Source organism: Pseudomonas sp. GW821-FHT03C07, from assembly GCF_059420925.1.
In genome coordinates this window covers 36,132-62,257 of record NZ_JBWKUQ010000016.1, presented here as the reverse complement: position 1 = coordinate 62,257, position 26,126 = coordinate 36,132, and the positions used below count along the sequence as shown (strand labels likewise).

Below are 26,126 nucleotides of genomic sequence, written 5' to 3'. Positions count from 1 at the left end.
GGAAAAACTCCTGTTGGCGTGCGTATTGTTCGGTGCAAGGGGTCAGTACTGACGCGCCTTGGCCAGTTGCTCATTAAGGGTTTTGGCCACGGCATCGGTGCGCGCACTGCTGGAGACTTGCGCCACACCGACCCGCCACCAGGACAGGTAGCCGTGGATCATGGTCTTGGGCAGGACCTTGATGTCGATCAGCGTCGACACCGTCTGCAACCGTGCATCGGCCAAGGCCGCCTGCAACTGCTCGACACTATTGACCTTGTAGGTCTTGCAGCCATAGGCCGCCGCGCTCATGGCAAAATCCACCGGGACAAAGTCACCATCGAGCTTGCCGGTGGCCGGATCGCGGAAACGGAACTCAGTGCCGAAGCTGTCCATGCCGTTTCCCATCTGCAGGTTGTTGATGCAGCCGAAGGTCATGTTGTCGAGCAGGATCACATTGATCTTGCGCCGCTCCTGGATCGAGGTGACCAGCTCCGAATGCAGCATCATGTAGGAGCCGTCGCCGACCAGCGCATAGACTTCCCGCGCCGGTTCCGCGAGTTTCACCCCGAGGGCGGCATTGACCTCGTAGCCCATGCAGGAATAGCCGTACTCGACGTGGTAGGTGTTCACGCCCTTGCTCCGCCAGCTGCGTTGCAGGTCACCGGGCAGGCTGCCGGCCGCCGCGACGATCACAGCGTCATCGGCCAGGGTTTCGTTCAACACGCCAAGCACTCGGCTCTGGGTCAGGCAGGAACCGGTCAGCTCGATAAATTCGCGCAGCACCGCCGGGTCCATGTGGTCGTTGATTTCCGGGACAAAATCCTTGGCCTGGTACTCGACCTGATAGACCCGGTCGACCTCCTCGTCCAACTGGGCCTTGGCCTGGCGTGTTTGCTCGCCCCAACCGGCGCGATACTCGCCCAGCGCCGCGGACAACGCCTGCAAAGCGCAGTGGGCATCGGCCAGCACCTGCACGCCATCGAGCTTCAGGGCATCGCAGGGGCTGATATTGAGATTGAGGAACTGCACCTCGGGATGCTGGAACAGCCATTTCGATGCGGTGGTGAAATCCGAATAGCGGGTACCGATGCCGATGATCAGGTCGGCTTCCTTGGCCAGCAGGTTGGCTGCCAGGCAGCCGGTTTCACCAATGCCGCCGACGTTCAGCGGATGGCTGGAGACCACCGCGCTCTTGCCGGCCTGAGTCTCGGCGAAAGGAATCTCGAAACGTTCGGCAAAGGCCTGCAACGCCGCATTAGCCCCGGAGTAACGGACCCCGCCGCCACAGATGATCAAAGGTTTGCGCTTGCCCTTGAGCAGCGCCACGGCATCACCGAGCATGGCCTCGGTGGCCGGACGGCGGTCGATGCGGTGCACGCGCTTTTGCAGGAAATAATCGGGATAGTCATAGGCTTCGGCCTGGACATCCTGCGGCAGCGCCAGGGTCACCGCGCCGGTTTCCGCCGGATCGGTGAGCACCCGCATGGCGTGGATCGCCGCGCTCATCAACTGCTCCGGACGGTTGATGCGGTCCCAATACTTGCTGACCGCCTTGAAGGCATCGTTGGTGCTGATGCTCAGGTCGTGGAACTGCTCGATCTGTTGCAGCACCGGGTCCGGCTGACGGCTGGCGTAGACATCGCCGGGCAGCAGCAGCAAGGGTATACGGTTGGCGGTCGCCGTCGCGGCGGCGGTCAGCATATTCGCCGCGCCGGGGCCGACCGATGAAGTGCAGGCGTAGATTTTCCGCCGCAGATGCTGCTTGGCAAAGCCGATGGCCGCGTGGGCCATGCCCTGTTCATTGCGCCCCTGATGGACCACCAGGTCGCCGCTGTCCTGCTCCAGTGCCTGGCCAAGACCGAGCACATTGCCGTGGCCGAAGATGGTGAAGACCCCGGCGACGAACTTGCTTTGCACCCCATCGACCTCGACATACTGGTTGTCGAGGAACTTCACCAGCGCCTGGGCCATGGTCAGTCGTGTCGTGGTCATGCTTGCACCGCCAATGCCTGTTGCAGATGGGCCATGCTCGCGCCCAGCGCCTGCTGGATATCCACCCGCCCATGGATGCTTTCGGCAAAGGGCTCGAACGACAGATAGCCGCTGTAGCCGCTGCTGCGCAAGGCCTCGATCTGTGCCGCATTGCCGAGGATATCGGCCTCGCCCACCAGCACCCGGTGGCCGTCGCGGATGCTCGCCAGCGGCGCTTGCGCGTCTTCGACCCCGGAGATGTGCACCAGGCCGGTCAGTTCGGGGAAGTATTCCTGTTCGCCAGCCAGGTGATGATGAAAGGTGTCATGCACCAGGCGGAATACATCCAGCCCGCCAATCGCCTTGATCGCGTCCACCGCCGTGCGCTTGCGTCGCAGCGCGCACTCCGCGAAACCCAGCGGTTCGATAAAGCCGAGAATCCCATACTCGCGCAGAATCGGCGCCAGTTCGCTCAAGGCGGTGCGCAACCCGGCGTTGCGTTGCGCTTCAGAACGCGGATCGTCGCGGTCGTTGAACGGGCACATCACCAGCCCCTGCGCCCCACAATCGCGGGCATAGGCCGCCAACGCCAGGGTTTGCCCACGGCGCTCGGCATTCCAGACATCAAAGGGGTACAGGGCGTTGATCGACAGCACCTTGATGCCGTGGGCCGCACACAGTTCGCGGACCCGTATGGCCGGTGTGCCGTCTTCGATTTCAACGCCCATGAGGTCGTTGCGGATCTCGATGGCATCGGCCTTCAGGGCCACCGCCAGCTCAATGAATTGCGGCAGTGACAGACGTGGGGCAACCATACGGTTCAGGGCGAAACGCAGGGGCTGGTTCATTATTCTTGTTCTCCATCCGAAGGTTGAAATCGCGCAGGAACTACAAATCCAGCAGCCAGCTGTGTTGTGGATCGTTATGGAAGTGCCAGACGCGCTTGGGCCCGGCCATCACGTTCAGGTAATACGACTCGTAGCCGTAAGGCACGCTGACCGGGTGATAACCCTTGGGCACCACCACCAGGTCGCTGTTTTCCACGGCCATGGCCTGGTCGATGGAACGGTCATCGGTGTAGACACGCTGGAAGACGAAGCCCTGGGGCGGGTTGACCTGGTGGTAATAGACCTCTTCGAGAAAACTCTGGCGCGGCACGTCGTCGGTGTCGTGCTTGTGCGGCGGGTAGCTCGACGAATGCCCGGACGGCGTACGCACCTCCACCACCAGCAGCGAGTGCGCCGGCTCGGTGTCAGGCAAGATGTCGCAGACATAGCGGGTGTTGGCGCCCTTGCCACGCACGCTGCGCTTCATGCTTTGCGGGGTGATCAGCCGTGGGCCGTGGCCGGCGGTTGGCGAACCGGGGGCGGCACACACGGCAATCTGCACATCGCTCAAGGCAACCACCTGGGCCTGGCTGCCAGGCGGCAGATAGACGGCATAGGGTGATTTGTCTTCGAACACCGACTGGCGATCGCCGATATTGTCCCAGTCGAAGGCGCCCTGCTCCGGTGCCTCACCCTTGATGCTGACCCGACCGCCGAGCAGCACCAGGCATAGCTCCTGGTCGCCGGCGCTGACCGGCAAGTTTTCGCCGAGGCTCAGGCGATAGGCGGCGAAGCCGACATACTCCAGGGTACCGGGTGCCAACTCAACCAGGCTCCGGCCCTTGGCGTGACTTTTGACCAGCAGGCTCATTGTCCGGTCCTCCGGTCGAGCAACCCACGCAAGGTGTCGAAGCCCTTCTTGGCGTAGATATAACTCGGTGCGACAGCCGGATCCTGCTCGGCCTCGACCACCAGCCAGCCGTGATAATCGGCGGCCAGCAACACATCCAGCAGCGCGGCAAAGTCGATATCGCCATCGCCGGGCACGGTAAAGGTGCCGTTGACGATGCAGTCCGGGAAGCTCCAGAGGTTGTTGCGCGCCAGTTGCACCACCGGTTTGCGCACATCCTTGAAGTGCACGTGGCAGATACGCCCGATATGTTTGCGCAGCACCTCGAGCGGCTCGCCGCCACCCATGTAGCAATGGCCCGAATCGAACAGCAGGCCGACTTCGTGGCCGGTCAGCGCCATCAACTTATCGATGTCGGCCGGCGATTCGACATAGGCCCCCATATGATGGTGATAAGCCAGGCGTACCCCCTGGGACAGGGTAAAACGTGCCAGCTCGGTGAGTTTGTCGGCGTATTCCCGCCAGGTCTGTTCACTGTGAAAACGCGGGCGCTCCACCAGTGCAATGCGCTGGCCTTGAATGGAGTCGGCGACTTCGCCGTAGACCAGTACCTTGGCGCCGTTCTGCGCGAGCAATTGGACATGGCTGGCAATCGCATCGATTTCCTCGGCCGCCGAGCGCCTGGCCAGGCGACTGGAATACCAGCCGGAAACCAGGGCCAGGTCGTAAGGCCGCAGCACATCGCCGACGCCCTTGGCGTCCTTGGGAAATTTGCCGTTAAGCTCGAACCCTTCGTAGCCGATGGCCTTGCCTTCGCTCAGGGCGGTGCTCAGCGGTGTCTCGCCGCCCAGGGAAGGCAGGTCGTCGTTACTCCAGGAGATCGGGTTGATGCCAATTCGGATAGCGGGCATGGCTGCACCTTTTATTGTTTTCTCTAAAATATTCAACTGATCACCTGTGGGAGCGGTGCTTGCCCGCGAAGCTTTTGGCGACCTCAAGGGCCTCTTCGCGGATAAATCCGGCTCCCACAAGGTAGGTGTTCAGGCTTAAGTGCATCAATCAGATGTTCTGCTCAGCCGCGTGCCGCACGCCAGGCGTCAATCAGGCCGACAAACGTCGCCTGCACCTGCAGGATCAACGCTTCGTCATCAATTTCGCCGGCCATCCAGGCCCGACTGGGCTCCTGGAAAATCGTCCGGCCGACGGCAAAGCCGCGGCAGGTCCGACTCTGGCTGGCCTGCTGAAAACCCTGCGCCAAGGTCGCGGCCGGCGCGTTCAGGCCCAACAGAACCACGCCTCGGCAATAGGGATCGCGCTCTTGAATCAGCGCATCGAGCTGTTCCCATTCGGCGGCACTTTGCGCTTCGATCTTCCACCAGGCCGGGTAGATATCCAGGTTGTAGAGGCGCTTGAGGGCACGATAGAGCACATCGGGGTAAGTCGATGGGTGATCCTTGGGCGGGATGATTTCCAGCAGCAATTCATGACCGCTGACCTGCGACGCCTGGTACAGGGCCTTGATCTGCGCTTCCTGTTCCAGACGCAACATGGGCTCGTCATCCGGATGGAATTGCACCAGGCACTTGATGATCTGCTCCTGGGGCCAGGCAATCAGGTTGCTGCCGATGGAACGGCCCTGTTCGAAGGCCAGCGGCCGCGAACCCTGGACTTCCACCGGACGCGCGACCCACCAGCCGCGACCGGTGGCAGCGTTCAACGCATCCTGGCCAAAACGCTGATCGGCCAGCAAACCGACATCCGCCTCGATGCCCTGCTTGCGCAGATCAGCCTCGACCCGCTCCACGGCCTTGATGAACAGCAGCTTGAGTTCACCGATGCTGTTGAGGTCGCGACCGCCCTTGTGGGCCAGCTCCACCAGTTGCCCGCGATGGTCGAAGGCAAAGATAAACAGCTGCCGCCAGGCTTTGCGCGGCACGCTGACCTGATGCAGGCGTTGCAGCGTCATGTCCTGGTCAGGCCGGGTGATCGGCACCGGGCTGTTGAACAGGTAATCGAGTTCGGCGCGGGTCGGCATCGCCGGGGCGCAGGCGTGCCGCGACACCACCAGGCCACCACAGGCATTGGCCAGTTGGCAGCAGCGTTCATCGCTGGCCTGCTCCAGCCAACCGCAGAGGAAGCCCGACATAAAGGCATCGCCGGCGCCCAGCACATTGAGCACTTCGACCCGCACCCCCGGATAAATGGCGCCGTCTTCGAGGCGTGCCGGAATCGCTCCATGAATCACCGTGCAGCCTTGTGCGCCGAGCTTGACCACCAGGGTCGCGGCGCTCAGCCCACGCACGGTGCGCAGCGCGGTGAGCAAGTCCTGGCTGCCGCCGGCGATCAGGAACTCTTCTTCAGTGCCCACGATCAGGTCGAAGCGTGGAAGGATGCTTTGCACATGCTGGCTGACCTGCTGGTCGGCGACAAACCGGGTTGCGCCATCGGCCTTGCCGGCCAGCCCCCAGAGCACCGGGCGGTAGTCGATATCGAGCACGCGGCGGACATTGTGTTTTTCCGCGTAGTCCAGGGCCTGGATACTGGCGTTGTAGACGCTGGCGGTGGAAAAATGAGTGCCGGTGATCAACAAGGCCTTGCTGGAGGCGACGAAGTCCTCGCGGATGTCTTCGGCGCGCAGGGCCATGTCGGCGCAGTTCTCGCGGTAGAACACCAACGGAAAGGTTTCGCGGTCCTTGAGACCGAGCAGCACCATGGCGGTGAGGCGTTCCGGATCGACCGTGATACCGCGGGTGTCGCAACCTTCGCGGGCCAGGGATTCGACCAGGAAACGCCCCATATGGTCGTCTCCCACCCGACTCAACATCGCCGACTTCAGCCCCAGGCGGGCCGTGCCGAAGGCAATGTTGGCGGAGGACCCGCCAAGGTATTTGGCAAAGCTTGAGACATCCTCCAGCCGCGCCCCGACTTGCTGCGCATAGAGGTCGACGCCAAGGCGCCCGAGGCAGATCAGATCCAATTGACGCCCACTGGCAAAACGAGTCTGGCCCATGCTGGCTCCTGTTATTTTTATCAGCCTGCGTTCGCCGCGAGGTAGCCGCGAACACTTTTGGTGTGAGGCCAGACTAGAACGTCCGCCAGAGACATTCAATATATTTTCTATTATTTTTTATATGGAATATATTTTCCATTACACTTGAATGTGACAGAACTTCCGAGGTGGATCGATTCAGCATCGCCCTACCTGACTCCACACTCAAGATTTTATTGGCATCGCCCCTGTAGACTAGGCGCAGCTACCCAGCCACAAGCACACACCAGAAGGATTTTCTATGTCCCGCACCGATCAGCCGGCCATGACCGACAGTGCACCCGAGGGCGATATCGCCAGCCCTCCGATCAATGCCGAGCGTCTGCTGCAACTGATCACCGAGGAATACGAAAGCCTGCCGCGCCAGCTCAAACGCATCGCCACCTATATGAGCCAACAGAGCGACCGGATCATGGTCGACCGCATCAGCGATATCGCCCAGGAATGCGAAGTCCACCCCTCGGCCATCGTGCGCTTTTCCCAGCGCTTCGGTTTCAGCGGTTTCAGTGAAATGCAGGCGTTGTTTCGCCAGGCCTATACCCACAAGACCACGCCGGCACAGAACTACCAACAGCGCATTCGCAGCCTGATCGACAACAAGACGCAGAAAGCCAGCGCCGCCGACCTGGCGCGCGAATGTATCAATGCCACGCTGTCGGGTATTGAACGCCTGGGGTTGGAACTGGACGATCAGGCATTCGACGACGCCGTGGACCTGGTGGTCAATGCCGATAACATTTATGTGGTGGGGGTGCGCCGCTCATTCGCGGTGGCCGATTACCTGGTCTACAACCTGCAGCACACCCACAAGCGCATTCACCTGGTCTCGGGCCTGGGCGGCAGCTATCGCGAGCAGATGCGCAGTGTGCGCGCCAACGACCTGGTGATTGCCATCAGCTTCTCGCCGTACGCCAAGGAAACCCAGCAGTGCCTGCGGATCGCCCAATTGCACCAGGCGAAAACCCTGACCATCACCGACAGCAACCTGTCGCCGCTGGTCAAGCGCGCCAGTACGGCGCTGCTGGTGAATGAGGGCAGCTCGTTCGCCTTTCGCTCGTTGAGTGCGAGCCTGTGCCTGTGCCAGGCGCTGTTTATCGCCGTGGCCTATCGCCTGGAATTGAAGGTGGATGGGATTCACGAGCAGGTCGGCTTCGAGGACTGACCCGGTGGCGACCTGAATACCTAGTCGTCCAACTGCAGGTTCTCGGCCATCAATGCCACCATGTCCATCGGGCTGCGACTGTTGATCACGTTGTAGATCAGCTCGCGTTTACCACGGGGCAATTTTTTTACACAGCTCCTGGCCGATGCCCGCACGGCGTCATCCGTGCCATGGATACGGGCTGCCAGCAGCAGAATCAGAACAGCGTCGGTGAGGGTCATCGAAAACGCACTCGAGCAATCAGGACAGCAGTGTATCGGCTGCGCCTGGGTTTTCTCCACTGCATCTGCGCGCTCTTCGATCGATTGTAGCCTCAGAGTCGCAATCTGCTATTTTCCAGTCTTTCAAATCTGTCCTGCAGCTTGTGGAGCTCCTAATGACAACCCTTTCGCCATCCGCCGAGCGCAAACCGGACCCGCAAGCGGTCTATAGCCCCATCACCAGCAGCGCGATTTTCATCGTCGCCACCTTGGCCCCCGGTGGCGAGGCTGCCGAGAAAGTACGCGGCTGGTGCGAAGATGTCGCCGCCCTGACACGATCCGTGGGCAAGCGTGTGCCTTCCGGCAATTTGTCCTGTGTCTGCGGTTTTGGCTCCAGTGCCTGGGACCGCCTGTTCGGTGGCCCGCGCCCGGCCTCGCTGCACGGGTTTCGTGAAGTCGGTGTAGAGGGCCGGCGCGCGGTGGCGACGCCAGGCGATATCCTGCTGCACATCCGCGCCGATCAGATGGACCTGTGTTTCGAATTGGCCACGCAATTGCTCGCGCCGTTGGGCGATGCCATCGCGGTGGTCGATGAAGTCCAGGGCTTTCGTTATTTCGACATGCGCAGCATGGTCGGTTTTGTCGATGGCACGGAAAATCCGGTCGGTCACGCAGCGGTCGACTTCACCATGGTCGGGGATGAAGACCCGGCGTTTATCAACGGCAGTTATGTGTTGGTACAAAAGTACCTGCACAACATGGCGGCGTGGAACAAGCTGTCCGTCGAAGCACAGGAGCGCATTATCGGCCGCACCAAGCTGTCCGATATCGAACTCGACGAATCGGTCAAGCCGAGCTGTTCCCACAGTTCCCTGACCACCCTCGACGAGGACGGCCGGGAAGTGAAGATCCTGCGCGACAATATGCCCTTCGGCCGGCCTGGTGCCGGCGAGTTCGGCACCTACTTCATCGGCTATGCGCGCTCGCCCGCCCCTGTCGAGCAGATGCTCGAGAACATGTTTATCGGCCGGCCAGCGGGCAACTACGATCGCTTGCTCGATTTCAGCACCGCGGTCACCGGCGGCCTGTTCTTCGTGCCTTCCGCCGATCTGCTGGAAGAGCTGGCTGGGCGCAAGCCAGCATCACCGTGATGGCGGCGAATAGGCAAATATCAGCTCCACTTGTATGCCATTCGGATCCTCCACGAACAGCTGATGTTCCAACAGGTCAGGCACCACGCGCTCGTTGAACGGCAATCCCTGGTTGAGCAGACGTTGCCGATGACTCTCCAGATCGCTGCCGCGGAACGCGACGTGATCAAGCGCGCCCGAGCCCTCTGCCAGGACACGGGTTCCAAGATAGGCGTCAAGCTGCGCACTGCTGTTGTCCAGGTTGGCGATATGCAAAAGCGCGCGACCCGCCGAGTAGAGCCAACTACCCGGGAATGGGAACGCAGGGCGCCAGCCCTCTTCGAGCCCGATGGCATCACGAAAGAACGCCACCGTCTCATCGACTTTGGCCGTGCGCAATGTGAAGTGATCGAGATGTTGAATGGTCATGCTTGATCTCCTGTCGATTGATTGATAAGAACCCCGTTCATTGCTGCGCTTACCGTCGACTTCAGATGCCGTCGCTCATAACGCACCAAGCTGCTTCATCAAGGTCAGGTTGTCTTCGAGGTGCCAGTTCGCGGCAATCTTGCCGTTTTCAATCTGGTAGATATCGGTAGCAATGAAATCCACGGTTTGACCACGACCTTTGATCTCGCCAAAGGTGCCGCTGAAGTGCCCGCGAAAGTGCAGGTGCGCCACCACCCGATCGGCGGCGATGATCATCTGCTCGACCTCGCAACGGAGGTCGGGCACCGCACCACGAAACGCCCGGGAAGCCAGCAAGGGTCCCTCCGGCCCCTGCTTGCGACCCGCAGGCGGGGTCTTGTCGATGAAGTTGTTCGCCAGCGCTTCAAGGGCGAAGCTTTCGTCGCCGCTGTTCCAGAACGTGTCGTAACGTCGGGCGGCGGTTTCCATGATTTCCAGTTGTGCGGGCGCCAGACTCTTGTCGATCACTAATACGCCAGGCTTCACCAGATCGACGGTTGCGGCAGATGCAGCGCCTGCAAGTGTCAGGGCGAAGAACACTGCCGCGACGCGGAAACGGGGCAGGTTGGAATGTTGTTGCATGGTCAGGATTCCTTGATGAAGGGCAAACACGCGAGACCGTGGCGATCCGCTATGGAGAGTGTTGCTCCTTGCCTCAATGATGAGAATATGGCTATTGGTAGATGGATTATTGAATAGGGGTTGAGAATATGTTGGACGACCTCAATGAGCTTCGTACCTTCCAGCGGATCCTGGTCTGCGGCAGCCTGTCAGCGGCAGCCCGCGACCTGGGCGTAGGGCTGGCGGTGGTCAGCAAACGGCTTATGACACTGGAGCGCCGCGCGGGACAGCGGCTGATCAACCGGACCACCCGCACACTGTCCGCGACCAATGAGGGGCTGGCCCTGATTGCCCATGTCGATCGAATCCTCGAGGAGCTGGAGGCGGCGGAGTCGCGCATGACGCAAGGAGGTGAAGAGCCGTTCGGCAGGCTCCGGGTCAGCTCGCCCATTTCTTTCGGGCGGATTCATCTGGTGCCCTTGGTGGCGGAACTGATTGAGCGTTATCCGAAGCTGGATATCGAGCTCAGGCTCGACGACCGCCTGGTTGATCTGACCTATGAACGGATCGATGTCGCGGTGCGTATTGGCCAACCTCGAGACAGCAGCGCGATCCTGCGCAAGCTGGCTGACAACCGGCGGATTCTGGTAGCCGCGCCCACGTATCTCGAACGCCATGGGGAGCCCGGCTGTGCCCAGGATCTGGAGCGGCATGGGTGCCTGCGCTACGACGACCCTTCCCTACCCTGGCGCCTGGAAGGTCCAGACAACGAAGTGATCGATGTCCAACCGCGCTCGCGGCTCCAGGCCAACAGTGGTGATGCGGTGCGCGACTGGGCGATTGGCGGCCACGGGATCATGCTCAAATCCAGTGTCGACGTTGCCGACGACCTGACTGCCGGCCGCCTGGTGCATATCCTGCGTGACTGGCACAGTGCCCCGGCACCGATCTACGCCCTGCTGCCTTCCAGACGTTTTACCCCGAGCAAGACGAAGGTGTTTCTTGATGCGCTCGGTGCTCGGTTGGCGGTTCTTAATGAACAACCATCAGCCTGAAGCGATGACGTATGTCGCAACCACCGGCTAATAGAATTTTTCAACGTAGCGAACGGAGCAACAGGTGTCACACTGTCGACCCAATGGATTTCTCAAAGGAATTGAATTGTCATGACCACACTGGATAACGTTTTTTCACAGCCTGCATCAGCATGGACTTCTGGTCCTGGCCAACGTGGCCGATGCCGGCGGGGCGCGCATCGTCGAACGCCTGGCTGGCAAGGCAGTGGCGACCAGTAGCGCGGCCATGGCCTGGTCCCATGGCTACCAGGATGGCAACCAGCTGCCGCTCGACCTGCTGAGCACCACCGTCAAGTCGATGGCACGGGTACTCAGCGTCCCGCTCACGGTGGATATCGAGGCGGGTTACTCGAATGACCTGGAGCAGGTCGGCCAGGTGATCAATGCTGTGAGCATCGCCGAGTTCCTGCACGGCGCCATGGGCACATGGGTCCGCAGCTTCCTGGACATCGGCCAGCTCGACACCCACGCCTTGAAAGCCCACACCTACGCTGAGCTGAATGCCTTGATGGCGGCGAAAACCGAGTAATTTATTGGCCCATTGCGGACCTGAACTCCCCCGGCGTCGTTCCACTCCAGCGTGAAAACGCCCGAACGAACGCCGGCGGCTCGCTGTAGAAGAGCTTGAAACTGATGGTTTTGATCGAGTCCTCGGAGTGACGCAGCAGGTAGATCGCCCGCTCGAACCGTAGCTTGTCCAGCAACGCGGAATACTGCACCCCCTCCTCCTCCAGATGCCGCCGCAGACTGCGCTCCGAGCAGTTGAGCTTGGTGGCCATGGCGGCGGCGTTCGGATAGAAGTCGATGCAGGCCAGGATGCTGCTCACCCGGCTTTGCCAGGACAACGATGCACGCTCGGCCTGGGCTTCGCGGCACAGTCGTAGATACAGGTGATAAGCGTGCGGATTTCGCCGGGCATTGCGCAGGCAGCCCAGTTCATTGTCGTAGGTGACATAGGTGTAGTCATGACCAAAACTCACCGGGCAATCGAACTCGAGCGGATAGCGCTCCGCATCTTCGGGCTCGGGATAACCAAATGCCACTGCGCGGACATAACCCTCTGCCGCCACGCCAAAGATGTCACGTAACAACTGGCGCGTGCCGAGGATATCGCGGTCGATAAGAAACCGGTACAGAGAGGGCAATCCGCCAGCCTGACGGTATCGGACAGTCGATTGGCCTGTCGCCAGACTACCGATCAGTTCGGGCACGATCCAGGGATTGGACAGCGAATAGAACCGCCGCGACAGATAGCCGGCATGGCCCAGGTCGATCGCGTTTGCCAGCAGCGCGCCCAGCACACCCACGCTATTCACATTGGTCAGTCGACCGAGGTCCAGCCCGGCCGCCGTGCCGCGGTAAAGACGCAGGATGTTCTCGTAGACCCTCTGCTCCTGACGGCTGTTGGGAACCGATTCCGGTAGCGCAAAACTGTCGACATCCAGGCCACTCCCCGCCAGCACCTCATGCAACGCATAGCCCCAAGCGTCCATCTGCGCGATGCAGAAGCACATCGGTGCCTGGCTGGCACGGGGAAACAGGGAAAGGCTCATGGCAGCTCATGCTTCGCACAAAGGGCTATTTAATGTCTTTTTGGCCGGAATAATCAATCATCTGACACGTTCGAACATCGTCTCAATGGGACCGGCTTGGCTTAATGCGCCTGGAGAAAAACAATAATGAGGCAGCGTTCATGAGCAAATCGGTCTTCATCACCGGCGCATCTTCTGGCTTGGGGCGCCAGCTGGCGGGTGAATTCGCCAAACGCGGCTATGACCTGGCGTTGGCAGCCCGTCAACTCGACGTCCTGCAAATCATCAAGTCCGAACTGGAGGAACACCATGGCGTGCGGGTGCGGGTCTATCCGCTGGATGTCAGTGATACCGAACAGGTACGCGACACACTGAATACCGCCAGCGCCGAACTGGGCCAGCTCGATATCGTGGTGGCCAACGCCGGGTTGGGTAGCGACGGACGCATAGGCCGCATCGATTTCGCCAATTCCCGTCAGATGTTCGAAGTCAACGTCATCGGCGCCTGCGCCACCATCGACGCCGCCATCACCCTGTTCAAGAACCAGGGTCATGGCCAGATTGTCGCGATGAGTTCGGTCGCCAGTTGGCGCAGCCTGCCCGGCAGTGGCACCTACAGCGCCAGCAAGGCCGCCGTTAGCGTCTACATGGAGGCCCTGCGTGCCGAATCGCTGGGCAAGAACCTCACCGTGACCGTCATCTATCCGGGCTTTATCGATACGCCGATGAACAACAAGCTCAAGCACCGGCCCTTCCTGCTGTCGCTGGAGGACGGTGGCAAACGGATCACCGATGCCATTGTGCAACGGCGCAAGCGTGCAGTGATTCCCGGCTATCCCTGGCTGCTGCTGCGCCCCCTGCTGAAACTGCTGCCGACCGCGCTGATCGGCAAACTCTTCTGAGCACACGACCATGACCGCCAATATCTGCCAGATCGCGCTGAGCGTGCGCGACACCACCGCATCCCTGCATTTCTACCAGAAACTGTTCGGCCTCAAGCATGTCTTCGGCACCCTGTCCTTTCGCGGCAAGCAGGCCGAGCGGATACAAGGCCTGGCCGGTGTGGCATCGCGGGTCAGTTGGCTGATCGACGACCGGGCGTTCTTCCAGTTGGAACTGTTCGAATTCGAGTCGCCGGTCGCCGCCGCCCTCTCCCCCGAGGACGACGAGCGCGTCGGTTATCGACGCATCCTTGCACGGGTCGATTCGCTGGCACGTTTCGAGGCGCTCGCCCAGTCCCTGGGCATGGCCCTGGAAACCCGCCAGGTTGCCAATCGCCGTTTCATCCGGGATCCGGACGGCATTCTCATCGAACTGATCGAGGACCGCTCGCTGCAAGGGTCGCCCTACCCATGCAAGCTGACAGGCCTGGGTCTGATTGTCGCCGATTGCGCACACACCGTAGCGGCCTTTGTCGACGGGTTGGCTTTCCAGCGTGGCGACGCGGCTGTTGAGCCGGATAACGCTAGCGTCGCCCACGCCCGCCTGAGCAAAGGCGACATGTGGCTGGACATCCGCCAAGCAGCAGCCCCCAAGCCCTGGCCGCCGCGTTACCGACTGAGCGACATCGGCATCATGAACCTGGCCGTCGGCTTCGACAGCCAGGAGGGGTTCAGCGCACTGTTCGAACGGGCGCTCATGGCCGGCTTCGTGCCCAACTACAAACCGCTGGGTCAGGCGGGACTGGTGCAGTGCGTCTACGTCAACGACCCGCAGGGGTTTTCCGTGGAGATGCTGTACTGCTCGCCGCGACTGTACGCCCTGGTCGGCTTCAGCAAGCCGGACTGGAAAGCCCGGTTGTTCAACCGCCAACGCGAGAGGCAGGCCTACAAAGCGCTGGGCACTCGCCGCGACAGTCTCTTCTCGCGGCAGATCAGGACCGAAATCGAGATTGATGCAGCACCCGCCGCGGTGTGGAACTGCCTCGTCGACTTCGAGCGCTACGCGCAGTGGAACCCCATGCTGGAAATCCAGCAGATCGATCACCGCCCCGGCGGCCAGGTGCGCTTCGCGGTCAAGCTGGGCAAGGAACGCAAGGCCTCCTTCCAGGCCCGCATCAGCAGCGACGAAGCACCACACCGTTTCGCCTGGCGTGGCGGCAACCCTTTCACGGTGGCCGGCGAACACTTCTTCCAGCTGATGGAGAACGCCGATGGCTCCACCCGTTTCATCCACGGAGAGCGTTTTTCCGGCCTCTTGCTACCGGCACTCTGGCAGCGCCTGAGCCAATCGAAACGACTCTATCAACGTATGAACGAGGCGCTGAAACAGCGTGTCGACACCGCCCATCAGGAGGCAACAGATGAAAGACTTGAACGGTAAGGTCAGCGTGATCACCGGCGCTGGCGGAGGCCTGGGCCGCGAGCTGGCGATGGCTTGCGCGCGACGGCGAATGAAGCTGGTACTGGTCGATGTCGAAGCCGGCAACCTGGAGACCACCCGCACCTTGATCCAGCAGGAACTCCCTGGCACCGACATCGCCACCCAGCAAGTAGACGTTTCCAAATTCGAGCAAGTCGCCGCGCTGGCGCAACTGGCCATGCAGCGTTTCGGTGGCGTCCATCTACTGTTCAACAACGCCGGCGTGGGCGTCACTGCCCCTATCTGGGAAAACACCGTCTCCGATTGGCAATGGGTCACCAATGTCAATCTGTATGGCGTCGCCTGGGGCGTGAAAGCCTTCACGCCGATCATGCTCGACCAGGGCGAGGGACACATCGTCAATATCGCCTCGGCGGCGGGTTGGATGTACTCGGCCGGCAGTGGCATTTACAACGCCACTAAAGCGGCGGTGGTGGCGCTCTCGGAGAGCTTGGCCAATGACCTGAAAATGGCCAACAGCACGGTCGGTGTCAGCGTGCTCTCACCGGCCTTTTTCCCCACCGGCATCATCGAGGCCGAGCGCAATCGTCCGGCGGAATTCGCCGACGCTGCGGCCGACAGCGAGATGAAGCGTCAGTACGAGGAACGGGTGAGACGCGCGGTGGAGGCCGGCAAGATTTCCGCCTGGGAAATCGCCGAAATAACCCTGAAGGGCGTGGAGGAGAACCGCTTCTACCTCTTTCCCCATGCCTGGGTACCCGGCGCGATAGCCCTGCGCAGCCAACAGGCGCAGGCGGGCATGACAGCTTTCGATCCCCATGCCGGATCAGTCTGAGCAGCGGGCACGAACAATAGGCCCTGGCAATCATGCAGATCGTGGACTCGCCGACGCCACCGGCTCACCTGCTGCTGGGGTGCGATGCGGTGCAATTGCTGAAGGAAAAACTCACGGCGCTGCAGACTGAAATCCAGCAATGGGAAACGCTTTCGCAAAGTACCGATTTCGCCTGATTTACAACGCCAGTTCCGAGCTGATGGTGTCAATCAATGCCCGGACACGGCGCGGCACGACGTTAACTGGCGGATACACGATCTGCAGCGCCGTCTGGCCGGGCGAATAATCCGGGAGCACCTCCACCAGGCGCCCGGTGGCGATATCGGCCTGGACATCCCAGATGGACTTGTTGCAGATGCCGTGCCCGTCCAGGCACCACTGCCTGACCAGCCCACCGTTGTTCGCCACCCGGCGCCCCCGGACTACAACACGGTAGGCCTCGTCCGCCACCCGGAACGTCCAGACCCGATCGATGTTGCTGCCAAAGCGCATGACCAGGCAATCGTGCCGCGAAAGATCGTCCGGATGCCCGGGGACGCCATGGCGTTCAAGGTAACTGGGAGCGGCACAGACAACCCGGCGGTTCTCGCCAATCGGCTTGGAACGTAAGGTGCTGTCGGCGAGGATCCCGTAGCGGATGGCGAAGTCGATCCCCTGGCTGACCAGATCGACAAAGCCATCGGTGAGATTGAGATCGATGGTCACGGCGGGATGCTCGGCCAGGAAACGATCAAGAATCGGCACGATCCGCGCTTGCCCGAGATCGACCGGGGCACTGAGACGGATCAGCCCCGAGACCTTCTGCGTCCCCAGTCGGATGCTGCTTTCCAGCTCATCGGCTTCCGCCAGCAGGCGGCGGGCACCCTCGGCCAGCAAGCGGCCCTCGTCGGTCAGGCTGATCGAGCGGGTGGTGCGAGTCAGCAGGCTCGCGCCGTAATAGCCCTCCAGCAGCGCCAGGCGCTCGGACATCGACGCCGGGGACAACCCCAACTCCCGCCCGGCGGCGGACAGGCCGCCCTTCTCGACGATCATCAGGAACAGCGCCAGGTTATCCAGGGTCATTATTCGGAATCTCCGAAATATAATTTCGAATCCTAAGCAATTATCAAACCAATCCGCAATGTCTATCTTCGCCACATCAACCGACTGATCCACTGTTTTTTGCGCAAGGAGAACTCCCATGACACTGACCTCAAGAATGCCGATCCAGATCTGGATCCTGACCCTTTCCGCCTTTGCCATCGGCACCGCCGAATTTCTGATCGCCGGCATCCTGCCCCAGGTCGCCGACAGCCTGAAGATCAGCACCGGTCAAGCCGGCAACCTGATTACCGCCTATGCCCTCGCCATCGTAATCGGCGGCCCCCTCCTGACGTTGTGGCTGGCGCGCTTCGAAAAACGCAACGTACTGATTGCCCTCATGGGGTTGTTTGTCGCTGGCAACCTGATTGCGGCCTTCAGCACCGACTACACGACACTGCTGATCAGCCGCGTGGTCGCCGGTCTGACGCAGGGCCCGTTCTACGGCATCGGCGCGGTCGTGGCGACCCGCATGGTGGCCGATAATATGGCCGGCCGGGCGGTGGGCCAGATGTTCGGTGGCTTGACACTCGCCAATGTACTGGGCGTACCGGCCGGCGCCTGGATCGGCAATACCTTCGACTGGCACAGCACCTTTCTCGTCGTGGCCGTCATGGGGGTCATCGCCCTGCTGATGATTGCCGCCACCATTGCCCGCAGCCCCGAAAACAAACCCGCTTCGATACTGACCCAACTGTCGGTTTTCCGTGACCGCAACCTCCTCGCCAGCCTGGCCTTCACCACCCTCGGCTGGGTCGGCTTCATGACGCTGTATGGCTATATCGCTCCGGTTGCCGAACAGATCGCCGGGTTCGACCGCAGCGCGATCACCTGGGTCCTGGTTGTGGTGGGTGCCGGCCTGGTGGTCGGTAACAGCATTGGTGGCCGTACCGCGGATGCCAACCTGCGCCGCTCGCTGAGTGTCTGGCCGCTGGCAATGATCGCCGCACTGATCCTGGTCGGCTTCCTGGCCCCTTACAAATGGCTGTTCCTGGCGGCGGCCTTCATCTACGGCGTGACGACGTTCGCCAATCTGCCCTCCATGCAAATGCGGGTCATGAAGTACGGCGCCAAGGCACCTGAACTGGCGGCGACCGCGAACATCTCGGCCTTCAATATCGCCAATGCCCTGGGCGGATTCATCGGGGGCGCGGTGATCGACAGCCATCTCGGTGCCGCCGCGATCCCGTTCGCGGCGGCCATAGTCCCGGTGTTCGGCCTGCTCTTGATCTGGTCGCAGGAAGCCCGGCTGTCGCTACAGCCGAAGGTGAGCACGGCGGGCTTGGCGCTGGGGGACTGATCCCTTCATCTCCTCGGCGCTTCAACAAAAAATCACTTAAATCTCATAATATGAAATATTTGATAAATCCCTATTTACAGAATTTTTGATTGAGCATAAATTGGACTCCATGGCCCACCTGCCGAAACACGGGCCGCAAAACAAAAAAAAGAGTCCATGCCATGCAAACCGTGCCTGCAACAGAAAACGTCCTGAGCGACGTGATCGACCAACGCCCCATGGGGCGTCTACAGTTCGAATTGATCGGCCTGTGCGTGATCCTCGCCGCTATCGACGGTTTCGACACCCAAGTCATGGGCTTTCTGGTCGGCCCGATGGCTGAATCCCTTGGTTTGCCGGCGGCCAGTTTCGGCCCGGTGTTCGCCAGTACCCTGCTCGGGCTGATGATCGGTGCATTGAGCCTGGCGCCCCTGGCGGACCGTATCGGGCGCAAGAAAGTCCTGCTCGGCTGCGTCGCCACCTTCAGCCTGTTTTCACTCCTCACCGCCATGAGCCACGGCTACGAACAACTGCTGCTGGCGCGCTTTCTCACAGGTCTGGGGCTGGGCGGCGCGATTCCCAACCTGATTGCTCTGGTCTGCGAGTACACCCCCAAACGCCACGCCCGCAGCGCCGTCACCCTGGTGTTTTGCGGCATGCCATTGGGGGCCATGGCGGCGGGTCTGATTGCCGAGCAAGTGTTGCCGGCCTTGGGTTGGCGCGCGGTCTTCATCTGCGGTGCAGTGCTGCCGCTGATCTTCGCCGACCTGTTGTGGCGCAGCCTGCCGGAGTCGGTGGAGTTCCTCTCGCGGACAGCGGCCAACCGCGAGCAAGTGCTCAGGATCGTTTCACGGCTGGTGCCGAGCCTGAAAACCCTGCCGGACTCGCTGTTCAACCGCCCCCTGGCGAAGACCCCACGTATTTCCCCACGCCGCCTGTTCGAACAGGGCATGTGGCGCCGGACGCTGCTGCTGTGGTTGCCCTACGCCATGAACCTGCTGATTCTGTACTCGATCATGAGCTGGGTGCCGACGGTATTGAGCAGTGCCCAACTGCCCGCCCAGACCGGCGTCCAGGCGATCGTCCTGTTCAGCCTGGGTGGCGTCGTCGGCTCGCTGGTACAGGGCCGGTTGATGGATGCCCTGGGCGCCCACCGGGTGTTGATCGGGCAGTTCCTGGCCTATCAAGTGCTGGTTCTGCTGCTGGTGATGCTGCCGCTCACGGCGCCGAGCTTCCTGACCCTGCTGTTGCTGATGGGCCTGCTGATCCAGGGCGCCCAAGCCGGGCTGAACGCCCTGGCCGCCGAACTCTATCCCCAGGAAATCCGCTCCACCGGCATTGGCTGGGCCCTGGGCATCGGCCGGATCGGTTCGATCCTCGGCCCCTTGCTCGGCGGCCTGATGCTCGGCCTCGGCTGGCAGGTCCAGCAAGTGTTCATGGCGGCCCTGATTCCCAGCCTGATTGCCCTGGGTGCGCTGCTGGCGATTCATTTCAGCCAGCGCCGCGACCACGCCTCTCACCCTACCCCGACTTTTTGATCCTTCCAGGAGACACACCATGAAAATTGCCAGCTTCCTCAACCAGGGAATCCCGAGCTACGGCATTGTCGACGGCGATCAGGTGCTCGACCTGCAATCGTTGAAAGCCGAACTGGGCTATGACCTGAAAGCCGCGATCACCCACGGCCTGTTCAGCAGCCTGACACCCGAGCGCCTTGCCGCGTTGCCACGACTGGCCCTCGGCGAAGTCACCTTCATGCCTGTGATCCCCAATCCCGGCAAGGTCCTGTGCATCGGCATCAACTACGCCACCCATGTCCGCGAAACCGGCCGGGACATGCCGACCTATCCGATGATCTTCACCCGCTTCGCCGACAGCCAGGTCGCCCACCAGCAAGCCATCCTGCGTCCCAAGGCCTCGCACAAGCTGGACTTCGAAGGTGAACTGGCGATTGTCATCGGCAAGAAGGCGCGCCATGTCAAAGCCGAAAACGCCCTCGACCATGTGGCCGGTTATGCCTGCTACAACGATGGCAGCGTGCGCGACTGGCAGAAACACACGATCCAGTTCGTGCCCGGCAAGAACTTCCCACAGACCGGTGGTTTCGGGCCCTGGCTGGTGACCGCCGATGAAATCCCCGATCCACAGGCGCTGGAGCTGACCACCCGGCTCAACGGCGAAGTCATGCAGCACACCCCTACCAGCGACATGATTTTCGACGTGCGCAAACTCATCGAGTACTGCAGCACATTCACTGAGCTGGCGCCCGGTGATGTGATCGTCAGCGGCACCACCGGCGGCGTCGGTGCGTTCCGTGAACCACCGGTGTGGATGAAACCGGGCGATGTGGTCGAGGTGGAAATTTCCGGCCTGGGCATTTTACGCAACACCATCGCGGACGAGATCTGAATCATGACTGACACCAATCAACCCGCCGTTGCCGAGACATTGACCGAGGCCCCGGAAAGCGCCGCCGACGCCAAGGGCTCCAGCCTGGAGCGCATGCTCAAAGTGCTGGACCTGTTCACCGAGCACCAACCGGTGTGGACCGTCGACGACCTGGGCGCTGCCATGGGCTTCACCCGCTCGACGATCTACCGCTATGTGCGTGAACTGGCCGAAGTGGATCTGTTGTTCCAGGTCGAAGCCGGTCGTTATGCACTCGGCGCTCGGATCATTACCTGGGATCGGCAACTGCGGGTCAGCGATCCGCTGGTACGCGCGGCCAACCAGCTGTCGAGCGAATTCCCGCAGTGGAGCCCATCACAGGTCTGGCTGACCTGCCGGTTGTTCAAGGACCAGGTGGTCTGCGTGCACCAGAGCGGCAGTATCACCAGTGAAGTCAGCTACACCCGTGGCACGCCACGCCCGCTGTTCCTCGGCGCGACGTCCAAGGCCATTCTCGCCAACCTGGGTTCACGCCAGCACAACCGCCTGTACCTGGAAAAGCACGAAGAAGTCCGGCTCAGCAACCTGGGGCAGAACTGGGAAGAGTTTCGTCGCGCGATGCAGCGCCTGCGCAAGAAAGGCTATGTCGTCTCGCGGGCTGAAGTCGACAGCGGCATCTGCGGGGTCGCGGCGCCGATCTTCGACAGCGACGGCAAGGCCATCGGCAGCATCAGTTGCGTGCGGCTGGACAGCGAATGCGATGCCGCGCGCGATGACGAGTACGGACAGCAAGTCGCGCAATTGGCACAGAAGCTTTCGCAACTCATGCAGGCTTTTTCCGGGCGTCCCCGGCCGTTGGACTGAACAACCTCGGTATCGATCATGACCACTTCCAATATCATCAAGACCGGCGTGCTGATCAGCGGCGCCGGTCCCACGGGCCTGACCTTGGCCAATTATCTGGGTCAGGCCGGCGTGGAGACCTTCATTATCGATCGCAAGCAGAGCACGGTTGGCGAACCGCGGGCTGTCTCGATCGACGACGAATCCCTGCGCACCATGCAAGCCGTGGGCATGGATCAAGCCGTGCTCAAGGACGTGGTGCCGGGCTATGGCGTGCACTACTACACCCGTCCGGGCGGCCGCTGCTTCGGCAAGGTCGAACCGACCTCGACCCTGTATGGCTTTCCCAAACGCAATGCGTTCCGCCAGCCACTGTTCGAGGCAACCCTGCATGAAGGCATGCGGCGCTTCGAAAACCTGCGGGTCGGTTTCGCTCATGAACTGCTGAATGTCGAACAGGATGCCCACGGGGTGACCGCCAGCGTGCGTAACGCCGCCGGCGAAATCCTCACTGTCCACGCCCGCTATCTGGTGGCCTGTGACGGCGGCCGCAGCCCGGTGCGTAAACAGCTGGGCATCGACCTGGTGGGTTCGAGCTTCCAGTCGCGCTGGCTGGTAGTGGACACCGAGCAGGATGACGATCCGTTCTGGCAATGCCGGATGTATTGCGACGCCCGCCGACCGACCGTGGATGTACCGGGGCCGCATCGTACCCGGCGCTTCGAATTCATGCTCAAGGCCGATGAAAGCGACGAGCAGATGCTCGGCGAAGAGCAGCTCAAGGCGTTGCTCAAGCCGTTTCGCGGCGACAAGCCGACCTCGATTGTGCGCAAGACCGTCTACACCTTCCACGCCCGGGTGGCCGAGCGCTGGCGCGAAGGGCGGATCTTCCTGGCCGGCGACGCCGCGCACCTGACCCCGCCCTATGCCGGGCAAGGTATGAACAGCGGTGTTCGCGATGCCCACAACCTGGGCTGGAAGCTGGCCGGCGTATTCAAGGGGCAGCTCGGCAGCGATGCACTGGACAGCTATGAAACCGAGCGCCGCGATCACGCCTGGGCCCTGATCAAACTGGCCCTGGGCCTCGGGGTGGTCATGGCGCCGTCCAGCGTCTGGCGGGCCAACCTGATCAGTGGCGCGTTCCGCCTGATCGGCCTGCTGCCACCGCTGCGCGACTACTTCTTGCAGATGCGCTTCAAGCCCAAGCCACGCTTCACCCAGGGCCTGGTGATCGGCAACGGTAGCAGCGGACAGTTGAGTTGCGGACAGATGTTCCCGCAGCCCCGGGTCGAGGATGCAAAGGGCAATGGCGTACTGCTGGATAAAGTCCTCGGTACCGGCTTCGCCCTGCTGCAATACGCCAGCTTGGCCGAGAGTCGCTTGGGCGCGTTGCAACACCCCCTGTGGGATCGCCTGGAAGCCCGGAGAATCCTGATCCTGCCCAAGGGCAGCCCGCTCGATCCGGCGCACACGGACGCATGGGTCGACAGCGACGGTGCCCTGGCAACGCTACTCGGCGAACCCGCGGGCCAACTGCTGCTGTTGCGGCCCGACCGCTATGTCGCGGCGATTTTCCCGCTCGCCGAAGAGCTGGCGATCGCCGAGGGTTTCGCCGCCCTGCTGGGCATTCAACAGCTCCCTGCCAGTAGCCTGATCGATCGGCTCCCGCTCGACGAACCGTTACTGCGAAATTCACGCTAAGGAGACCGTCATGCACACTTTGCAGACCCAGACCCCTGCGCACCTGCTGTACCTGCACCTCTCCAGCAAGGAGCCGCAGCGCCAGGTCGACTTTTACCAACGCATGCTTGATTTACAGGGCTACCGGCAGGCCGATGGCACCTGGGTGCTGACCGGACCGCAACGCGCCGTGCTGATCAGCCCGGCCGACCACAACGGCTTTCTCGCCGCCGCCTATGGCGTCGCCGACCAGGCCAGCCTCAGCCGGCTGCGGGTCAACCTGCAGGCCCGCGACTGCCAGACCGAAGACGCCCGCTCGCCGCTGCTGGAAGACAACGCCTTCAGCATTCGTGACCCCCAGGGCCGGCAACTGCTGTTCGGCGTCGGCCGCGATATCCCCGACGCCAGCCACCCCGGCATGCCGGGCCGCCTGCAGCATGTGGTGTTCCAGACCACCGAGCTGGAAGCGGTGCTGGACTTCTACGTCAACAAGGTCGGCTTCACCGTTTCCGACGATGTGGTCGATGAAGCCAACGGCGCGCTGATGACCCGCTTCATGCGCTCGGACAACGAACACCATTCCCTGGCGTTCTTCCGCGGCTCAAGAAACGAACTGGATCACCACTGCTACGAAACCAACGAATGGAACGACATTCGCGACTGGGGTGATCGCTTCGCCGCCGAGCGCATCAGCATCTTCTTCGGCCCCGGCCGCCACGGCCCCGGCAACAACCTGTTCTTCATGGTGGTGGATGCCGACCGCAACCGCCTGGAGATTTCCTCCGAGCTGGAAATCACCGGTCCGGAACGCCAGGCCGGGGTCTGGCCGCACTGTGAATACTCGCTCAACTCCTGGGGCAAGGCCTGGATCAGGAGCTGAAGCGCAACGCCCTCAATCCACACGACAAAAACAACAGACAGGTGACCTATGAGCGCTTCATTCACTCAGCAACTGCAAGGTGGCTGGACTCGTTTCATGCACGGCGAATTCGAATGCACGGTCATTACCGACGGCCCCCTGCACATGGGCGCGCCGCATCCGACCTTCATCGGAGCTGATCCGAAGGAAATCGATCAGTTGCTGGAAGACAACTTCCTGCCCAAGGACCGGATGTCACTGAACCAGAATATCCTGATCGTCAACACCGGCAGCCAGCTGGTGCTGTTCGATACCGGCGCCGGGATCAATGCCGAATTCGGCGTCAAGACCTTTGGCGCGCAAACCGGCCAGGCCCTGATCAACCTGCGCGCGGCGGGCATTGATCCGGCGGACATCGATATCGTCGCCCTCACCCACGCCCACCCCGATCATTGCTGGGGCCTGGTGGACGATGACGGTCAATTGCTCTACCCCAATGCGCGGATCGCCATCGACCCGCGCGAGCTGGATTACTGGACCGACCTGAGCATTCTCTCGACGCCCAAGGGCGAAGCGATGAACCCGCACATGCGCGATCACTTCCTCGGCGCGCACAAGAACCTCACCCCCTATGTCGAACGGGAACGCATCATCCTGATCGGTGACGGTTTCCAACTGCTGCCCGGCATCACCGCGGTCAGCACCCCAGGCCATAGTCCTGGCCACACCCTGTACAAGATCGAGAGCCAGGAGCAGACGCTGGTGCTCTGGGGCGACCTGTGTCACCACCAGGTGCTGCTGTTGCAGCGCCCGGAATGGGGTTTCCTGTTCGACTTCGACAATGCGGCCGCCGCCCACACCCGCGTGCGGATCCTCGAAGAAGTCGCGCGCAAACGCTACGCCGTCCTGTCCTATCACTTTCCGTTCCCCGGGCACGGCCACCTGGTCGCCCGCGATGGCGGCTACCGCTGGTTGCCGATCGAATTGCAACTGTATTGAGTCGAGGAATGCCCATGTCCCTGCCAACCGATTCGACAGCCCGCTGCCACTGCGGCCTGATCGATGTTCATGCCCATTGCCTGTCGCCTACCTACAAGACGGCGCTGACCCGGGCCGGCCTGCTGACCCTGGACGGCGGTTACCCAGTGCCCGAATGGTCGCCGGAGAAAGCACTCGCCGTCATGGACGCCGGCAATATCGACACCATGATCCTTTCGGTGTCTTCGCCCAGCGTCGGCTTTCTCAAGGAAAAGCGCGAGCGCGTGGCCCTGGCCCGTGCGGTCAACGAAGACACCGCCGCGGTGATCGAGCAGCACCCCGGCCGTTTCGGCGGCTTCGCGACATTGCCGCTGCCCCACGTCGAGGAATCCCTGGCAGAAATCGCCTATGCCTTCGACACCTTGAAATTCGACGGTGTGGTGATCGAAACCAACGCCGACGGCAAGTACCTGGGCAGCGACGACCTGGCACCGATTTTCGATGAACTGAACCGCCGCCAGGCCACGATATTCCTGCACCCGACCTCGCCGCAGTGCTTCGACGCGGTCGGCCTGGGCCGCCCGGCACCGCTGTTCGAATTCCCGGTGGACACCGCGCGCACGGTGATCGACCTGGTGTTTTCCAACACCTTCAAGCGCTGCCCGGAGCTGAACCTGATCCTGCCCCACGCCGGCGGTGTGTTGCCGTCGATTGCCCGGCGTATCGCGCTGCTCTCCGGCATGCCGGCGATGAAGCCAGCGCCCAAGCCGGGGAGCGAAGTGATCGAGGAGCTGCAACGGCTGTACTACGACGTGGCGATGTCGGCCAACCAGCCGACCTTCGATGGCCTGCGCACGCTGGCGCCGCTGTCGCAGATCCTGTTCGGCACGGACTTTCCATTCCAGCCGGCCGCCAACGTCCAGGCCAACGTAAACCACTTTCGCGCCCTCGAAGGCTTGAGCGCCGACGAGCACGAAGCCATTGCCCGAGGCAATGCACTGCGCCTGTTCCCGCGTTTGCGCCGCTGAGAACGCCAACGAGCGCCCGGCGCTCA

The 26,126-nt window shown here is 61.8% G+C and carries 26 protein-coding genes; 16 read left to right on the top strand and 10 right to left on the bottom strand.

Annotated elements, in window-relative coordinates:
- Positions 1–42: 42 nt before the first annotated feature.
- From iolD to AC07VG_RS25230, 5 genes are all read right to left on the bottom strand, one after another.
- The gene (iolD, locus tag AC07VG_RS25250; RefSeq protein ID WP_495022088.1) at positions 43–1,974 is read right to left on the bottom strand and encodes a 3D-(3,5/4)-trihydroxycyclohexane-1,2-dione acylhydrolase (decyclizing); all 1,932 of its coding nucleotides are present in this window, start codon (positions 1,972–1,974) and stop codon (positions 43–45) included.
- Entirely contained in the window at positions 1,971–2,801 is an 831-nt protein-coding gene (locus tag AC07VG_RS25245; protein ID WP_495001842.1) for a TIM barrel protein, read from the bottom strand. The genes iolD and AC07VG_RS25245 overlap by 4 nt, the downstream gene beginning before the upstream one ends.
- Before the next feature lie 40 nt (positions 2,802–2,841).
- The gene (gene iolB, locus AC07VG_RS25240; protein WP_495001841.1) at positions 2,842–3,651 is read right to left on the bottom strand and encodes a 5-deoxy-glucuronate isomerase; all 810 of its coding nucleotides are present in this window, start codon (positions 3,649–3,651) and stop codon (positions 2,842–2,844) included.
- Positions 3,648–4,541 (bottom strand): myo-inosose-2 dehydratase, encoded by an 894-nt coding sequence (gene iolE / locus AC07VG_RS25235; protein ID WP_495022087.1) that lies wholly within the window; start codon positions 4,539–4,541, stop codon positions 3,648–3,650. Before iolE ends, iolB begins: the two co-directional genes overlap by 4 nt.
- A 161-nt stretch (positions 4,542–4,702) precedes the next feature.
- The gene (locus AC07VG_RS25230) at positions 4,703–6,640 is read right to left on the bottom strand and encodes a bifunctional 5-dehydro-2-deoxygluconokinase/5-dehydro-2-deoxyphosphogluconate aldolase (RefSeq protein WP_495022086.1); all 1,938 of its coding nucleotides are present in this window, start codon (positions 6,638–6,640) and stop codon (positions 4,703–4,705) included.
- A 280-nt stretch (positions 6,641–6,920) separates the two neighbouring features.
- On the opposite strand from AC07VG_RS25230, the gene AC07VG_RS25225 reads away from it, so the two are divergent.
- Complete coding sequence (locus AC07VG_RS25225; RefSeq protein ID WP_495001838.1) at positions 6,921–7,841, top strand: MurR/RpiR family transcriptional regulator; 921 nt, start codon at positions 6,921–6,923, stop codon at positions 7,839–7,841.
- 20 nt (positions 7,842–7,861) lie between these two features.
- Here AC07VG_RS25225 and AC07VG_RS25220 read toward each other — a convergent pair whose 3' ends face one another.
- Positions 7,862–8,062, bottom strand: coding sequence for a DUF7740 domain-containing protein (locus AC07VG_RS25220; RefSeq protein WP_495001837.1), 201 nt, complete (start codon positions 8,060–8,062; stop codon positions 7,862–7,864).
- Positions 8,063–8,217: 155 nt separating this feature from the next.
- Between AC07VG_RS25220 and AC07VG_RS25215 the strand changes: the two genes are divergently transcribed.
- Positions 8,218–9,192, top strand: a complete 975-nt coding sequence (locus AC07VG_RS25215; RefSeq protein WP_495022085.1) for a Dyp-type peroxidase — start codon at positions 8,218–8,220, stop codon at positions 9,190–9,192.
- Here the strand turns inward: AC07VG_RS25215 and AC07VG_RS25210 are convergent.
- Positions 9,184–9,600 (bottom strand): VOC family protein, encoded by a 417-nt coding sequence (locus tag AC07VG_RS25210; RefSeq protein WP_495001835.1) that lies wholly within the window; start codon positions 9,598–9,600, stop codon positions 9,184–9,186. The two genes, AC07VG_RS25215 and AC07VG_RS25210, sit on opposite strands and share 9 nt — an antisense overlap.
- 75 nt (positions 9,601–9,675) lie before the next feature.
- Positions 9,676–10,221, bottom strand: a complete 546-nt coding sequence (locus AC07VG_RS25205) for an ester cyclase (protein WP_495001834.1) — start codon at positions 10,219–10,221, stop codon at positions 9,676–9,678.
- A 128-nt stretch (positions 10,222–10,349) separates the two neighbouring features.
- On the opposite strand from AC07VG_RS25205, the gene AC07VG_RS25200 reads away from it, so the two are divergent.
- Together AC07VG_RS25200 and AC07VG_RS25195 are read left to right on the top strand one after the other, a co-directional pair.
- The gene (locus AC07VG_RS25200) at positions 10,350–11,255 is read left to right on the top strand and encodes a LysR family transcriptional regulator (RefSeq protein WP_495022084.1); all 906 of its coding nucleotides are present in this window, start codon (positions 10,350–10,352) and stop codon (positions 11,253–11,255) included.
- Between the two features lie 124 nt (positions 11,256–11,379).
- Positions 11,380–11,805: an isocitrate lyase/phosphoenolpyruvate mutase family protein gene (locus AC07VG_RS25195; RefSeq protein WP_495022117.1), complete on the top strand. Its 426-nt coding sequence runs from the start codon at positions 11,380–11,382 to the stop codon at positions 11,803–11,805.
- Position 11,806: 1 nt separating this feature from the next.
- On the opposite strand, the gene AC07VG_RS25190 is transcribed toward AC07VG_RS25195, so the two are convergent.
- Positions 11,807–12,829 (bottom strand): AraC family transcriptional regulator, encoded by a 1,023-nt coding sequence (locus AC07VG_RS25190; protein ID WP_495022083.1) that lies wholly within the window; start codon positions 12,827–12,829, stop codon positions 11,807–11,809.
- Positions 12,830–12,969: 140 nt separating this feature from the next.
- Here AC07VG_RS25190 and AC07VG_RS25185 point away from each other — a divergent pair, with 140 nt between their 5' ends.
- Genes AC07VG_RS25185 through AC07VG_RS25170 form a run of 4 tightly spaced genes read left to right on the top strand, consistent with a single transcriptional unit; the run spans position 12,970 to position 16,141 of the window.
- Complete coding sequence (locus tag AC07VG_RS25185) at positions 12,970–13,710, top strand: SDR family NAD(P)-dependent oxidoreductase (protein ID WP_495022082.1); 741 nt, start codon at positions 12,970–12,972, stop codon at positions 13,708–13,710.
- A gap of 10 nt (positions 13,711–13,720) precedes the next feature.
- Positions 13,721–15,130 carry an SRPBCC family protein gene (locus tag AC07VG_RS25180; RefSeq protein ID WP_495022081.1) on the top strand — a complete coding sequence of 470 codons (1,410 nt, stop codon included), beginning with the start codon at positions 13,721–13,723 and terminating at the stop codon, positions 15,128–15,130.
- Complete coding sequence (locus AC07VG_RS25175; protein ID WP_495022080.1) at positions 15,111–15,965, top strand: SDR family NAD(P)-dependent oxidoreductase; 855 nt, start codon at positions 15,111–15,113, stop codon at positions 15,963–15,965. Before AC07VG_RS25180 ends, AC07VG_RS25175 begins: the two co-directional genes overlap by 20 nt.
- Before the next feature lie 32 nt (positions 15,966–15,997).
- A complete protein-coding gene (locus AC07VG_RS25170) occupies positions 15,998–16,141 on the top strand; it encodes a hypothetical protein (protein WP_495022079.1) in 144 nt (47 codons plus the stop codon).
- Position 16,142: 1 nt separating this feature from the next.
- On the opposite strand, the gene AC07VG_RS25165 is transcribed toward AC07VG_RS25170, so the two are convergent.
- On the bottom strand, positions 16,143–17,027 hold the full coding sequence (locus AC07VG_RS25165) for a LysR family transcriptional regulator (RefSeq protein WP_495001826.1): 885 nt from the start codon (positions 17,025–17,027) through the stop codon (positions 16,143–16,145).
- Between the two features lie 118 nt (positions 17,028–17,145).
- Between AC07VG_RS25165 and AC07VG_RS25160 the strand changes: the two genes are divergently transcribed.
- The 8 genes from AC07VG_RS25160 (at position 17,146) to AC07VG_RS25125 (ending at position 26,100) form a co-directional block, all read left to right on the top strand.
- Entirely contained in the window at positions 17,146–18,345 is a 1,200-nt protein-coding gene (locus AC07VG_RS25160) for an MFS transporter (protein WP_495022078.1), read from the top strand.
- 161 nt (positions 18,346–18,506) lie between these two features.
- Positions 18,507–19,862, top strand: a complete 1,356-nt coding sequence (locus AC07VG_RS25155) for an MFS transporter (RefSeq protein ID WP_495001824.1) — start codon at positions 18,507–18,509, stop codon at positions 19,860–19,862.
- Between the two features lie 19 nt (positions 19,863–19,881).
- Positions 19,882–20,733 carry a fumarylacetoacetate hydrolase family protein gene (locus tag AC07VG_RS25150; RefSeq protein WP_495022077.1) on the top strand — a complete coding sequence of 284 codons (852 nt, stop codon included), beginning with the start codon at positions 19,882–19,884 and terminating at the stop codon, positions 20,731–20,733.
- Positions 20,734–20,736: 3 nt separating this feature from the next.
- The gene (locus AC07VG_RS25145) at positions 20,737–21,576 is read left to right on the top strand and encodes an IclR family transcriptional regulator (protein WP_495001822.1); all 840 of its coding nucleotides are present in this window, start codon (positions 20,737–20,739) and stop codon (positions 21,574–21,576) included.
- Between the two features lie 18 nt (positions 21,577–21,594).
- Positions 21,595–23,256, top strand: coding sequence for a bifunctional 3-(3-hydroxy-phenyl)propionate/3-hydroxycinnamic acid hydroxylase (locus AC07VG_RS25140; RefSeq protein WP_495022076.1), 1,662 nt, complete (start codon positions 21,595–21,597; stop codon positions 23,254–23,256).
- A gap of 10 nt (positions 23,257–23,266) precedes the next feature.
- A complete protein-coding gene (locus AC07VG_RS25135) occupies positions 23,267–24,115 on the top strand; it encodes a VOC family protein (protein WP_495001820.1) in 849 nt (282 codons plus the stop codon).
- Positions 24,116–24,163: 48 nt separating this feature from the next.
- Positions 24,164–25,093, top strand: a complete 930-nt coding sequence (locus AC07VG_RS25130) for an MBL fold metallo-hydrolase (protein WP_495001819.1) — start codon at positions 24,164–24,166, stop codon at positions 25,091–25,093.
- 14 nt (positions 25,094–25,107) lie between these two features.
- The gene (locus tag AC07VG_RS25125) at positions 25,108–26,100 is read left to right on the top strand and encodes an amidohydrolase family protein (RefSeq protein ID WP_495022075.1); all 993 of its coding nucleotides are present in this window, start codon (positions 25,108–25,110) and stop codon (positions 26,098–26,100) included.
- The last annotated feature ends 26 nt before the right edge of the window (positions 26,101–26,126 follow it).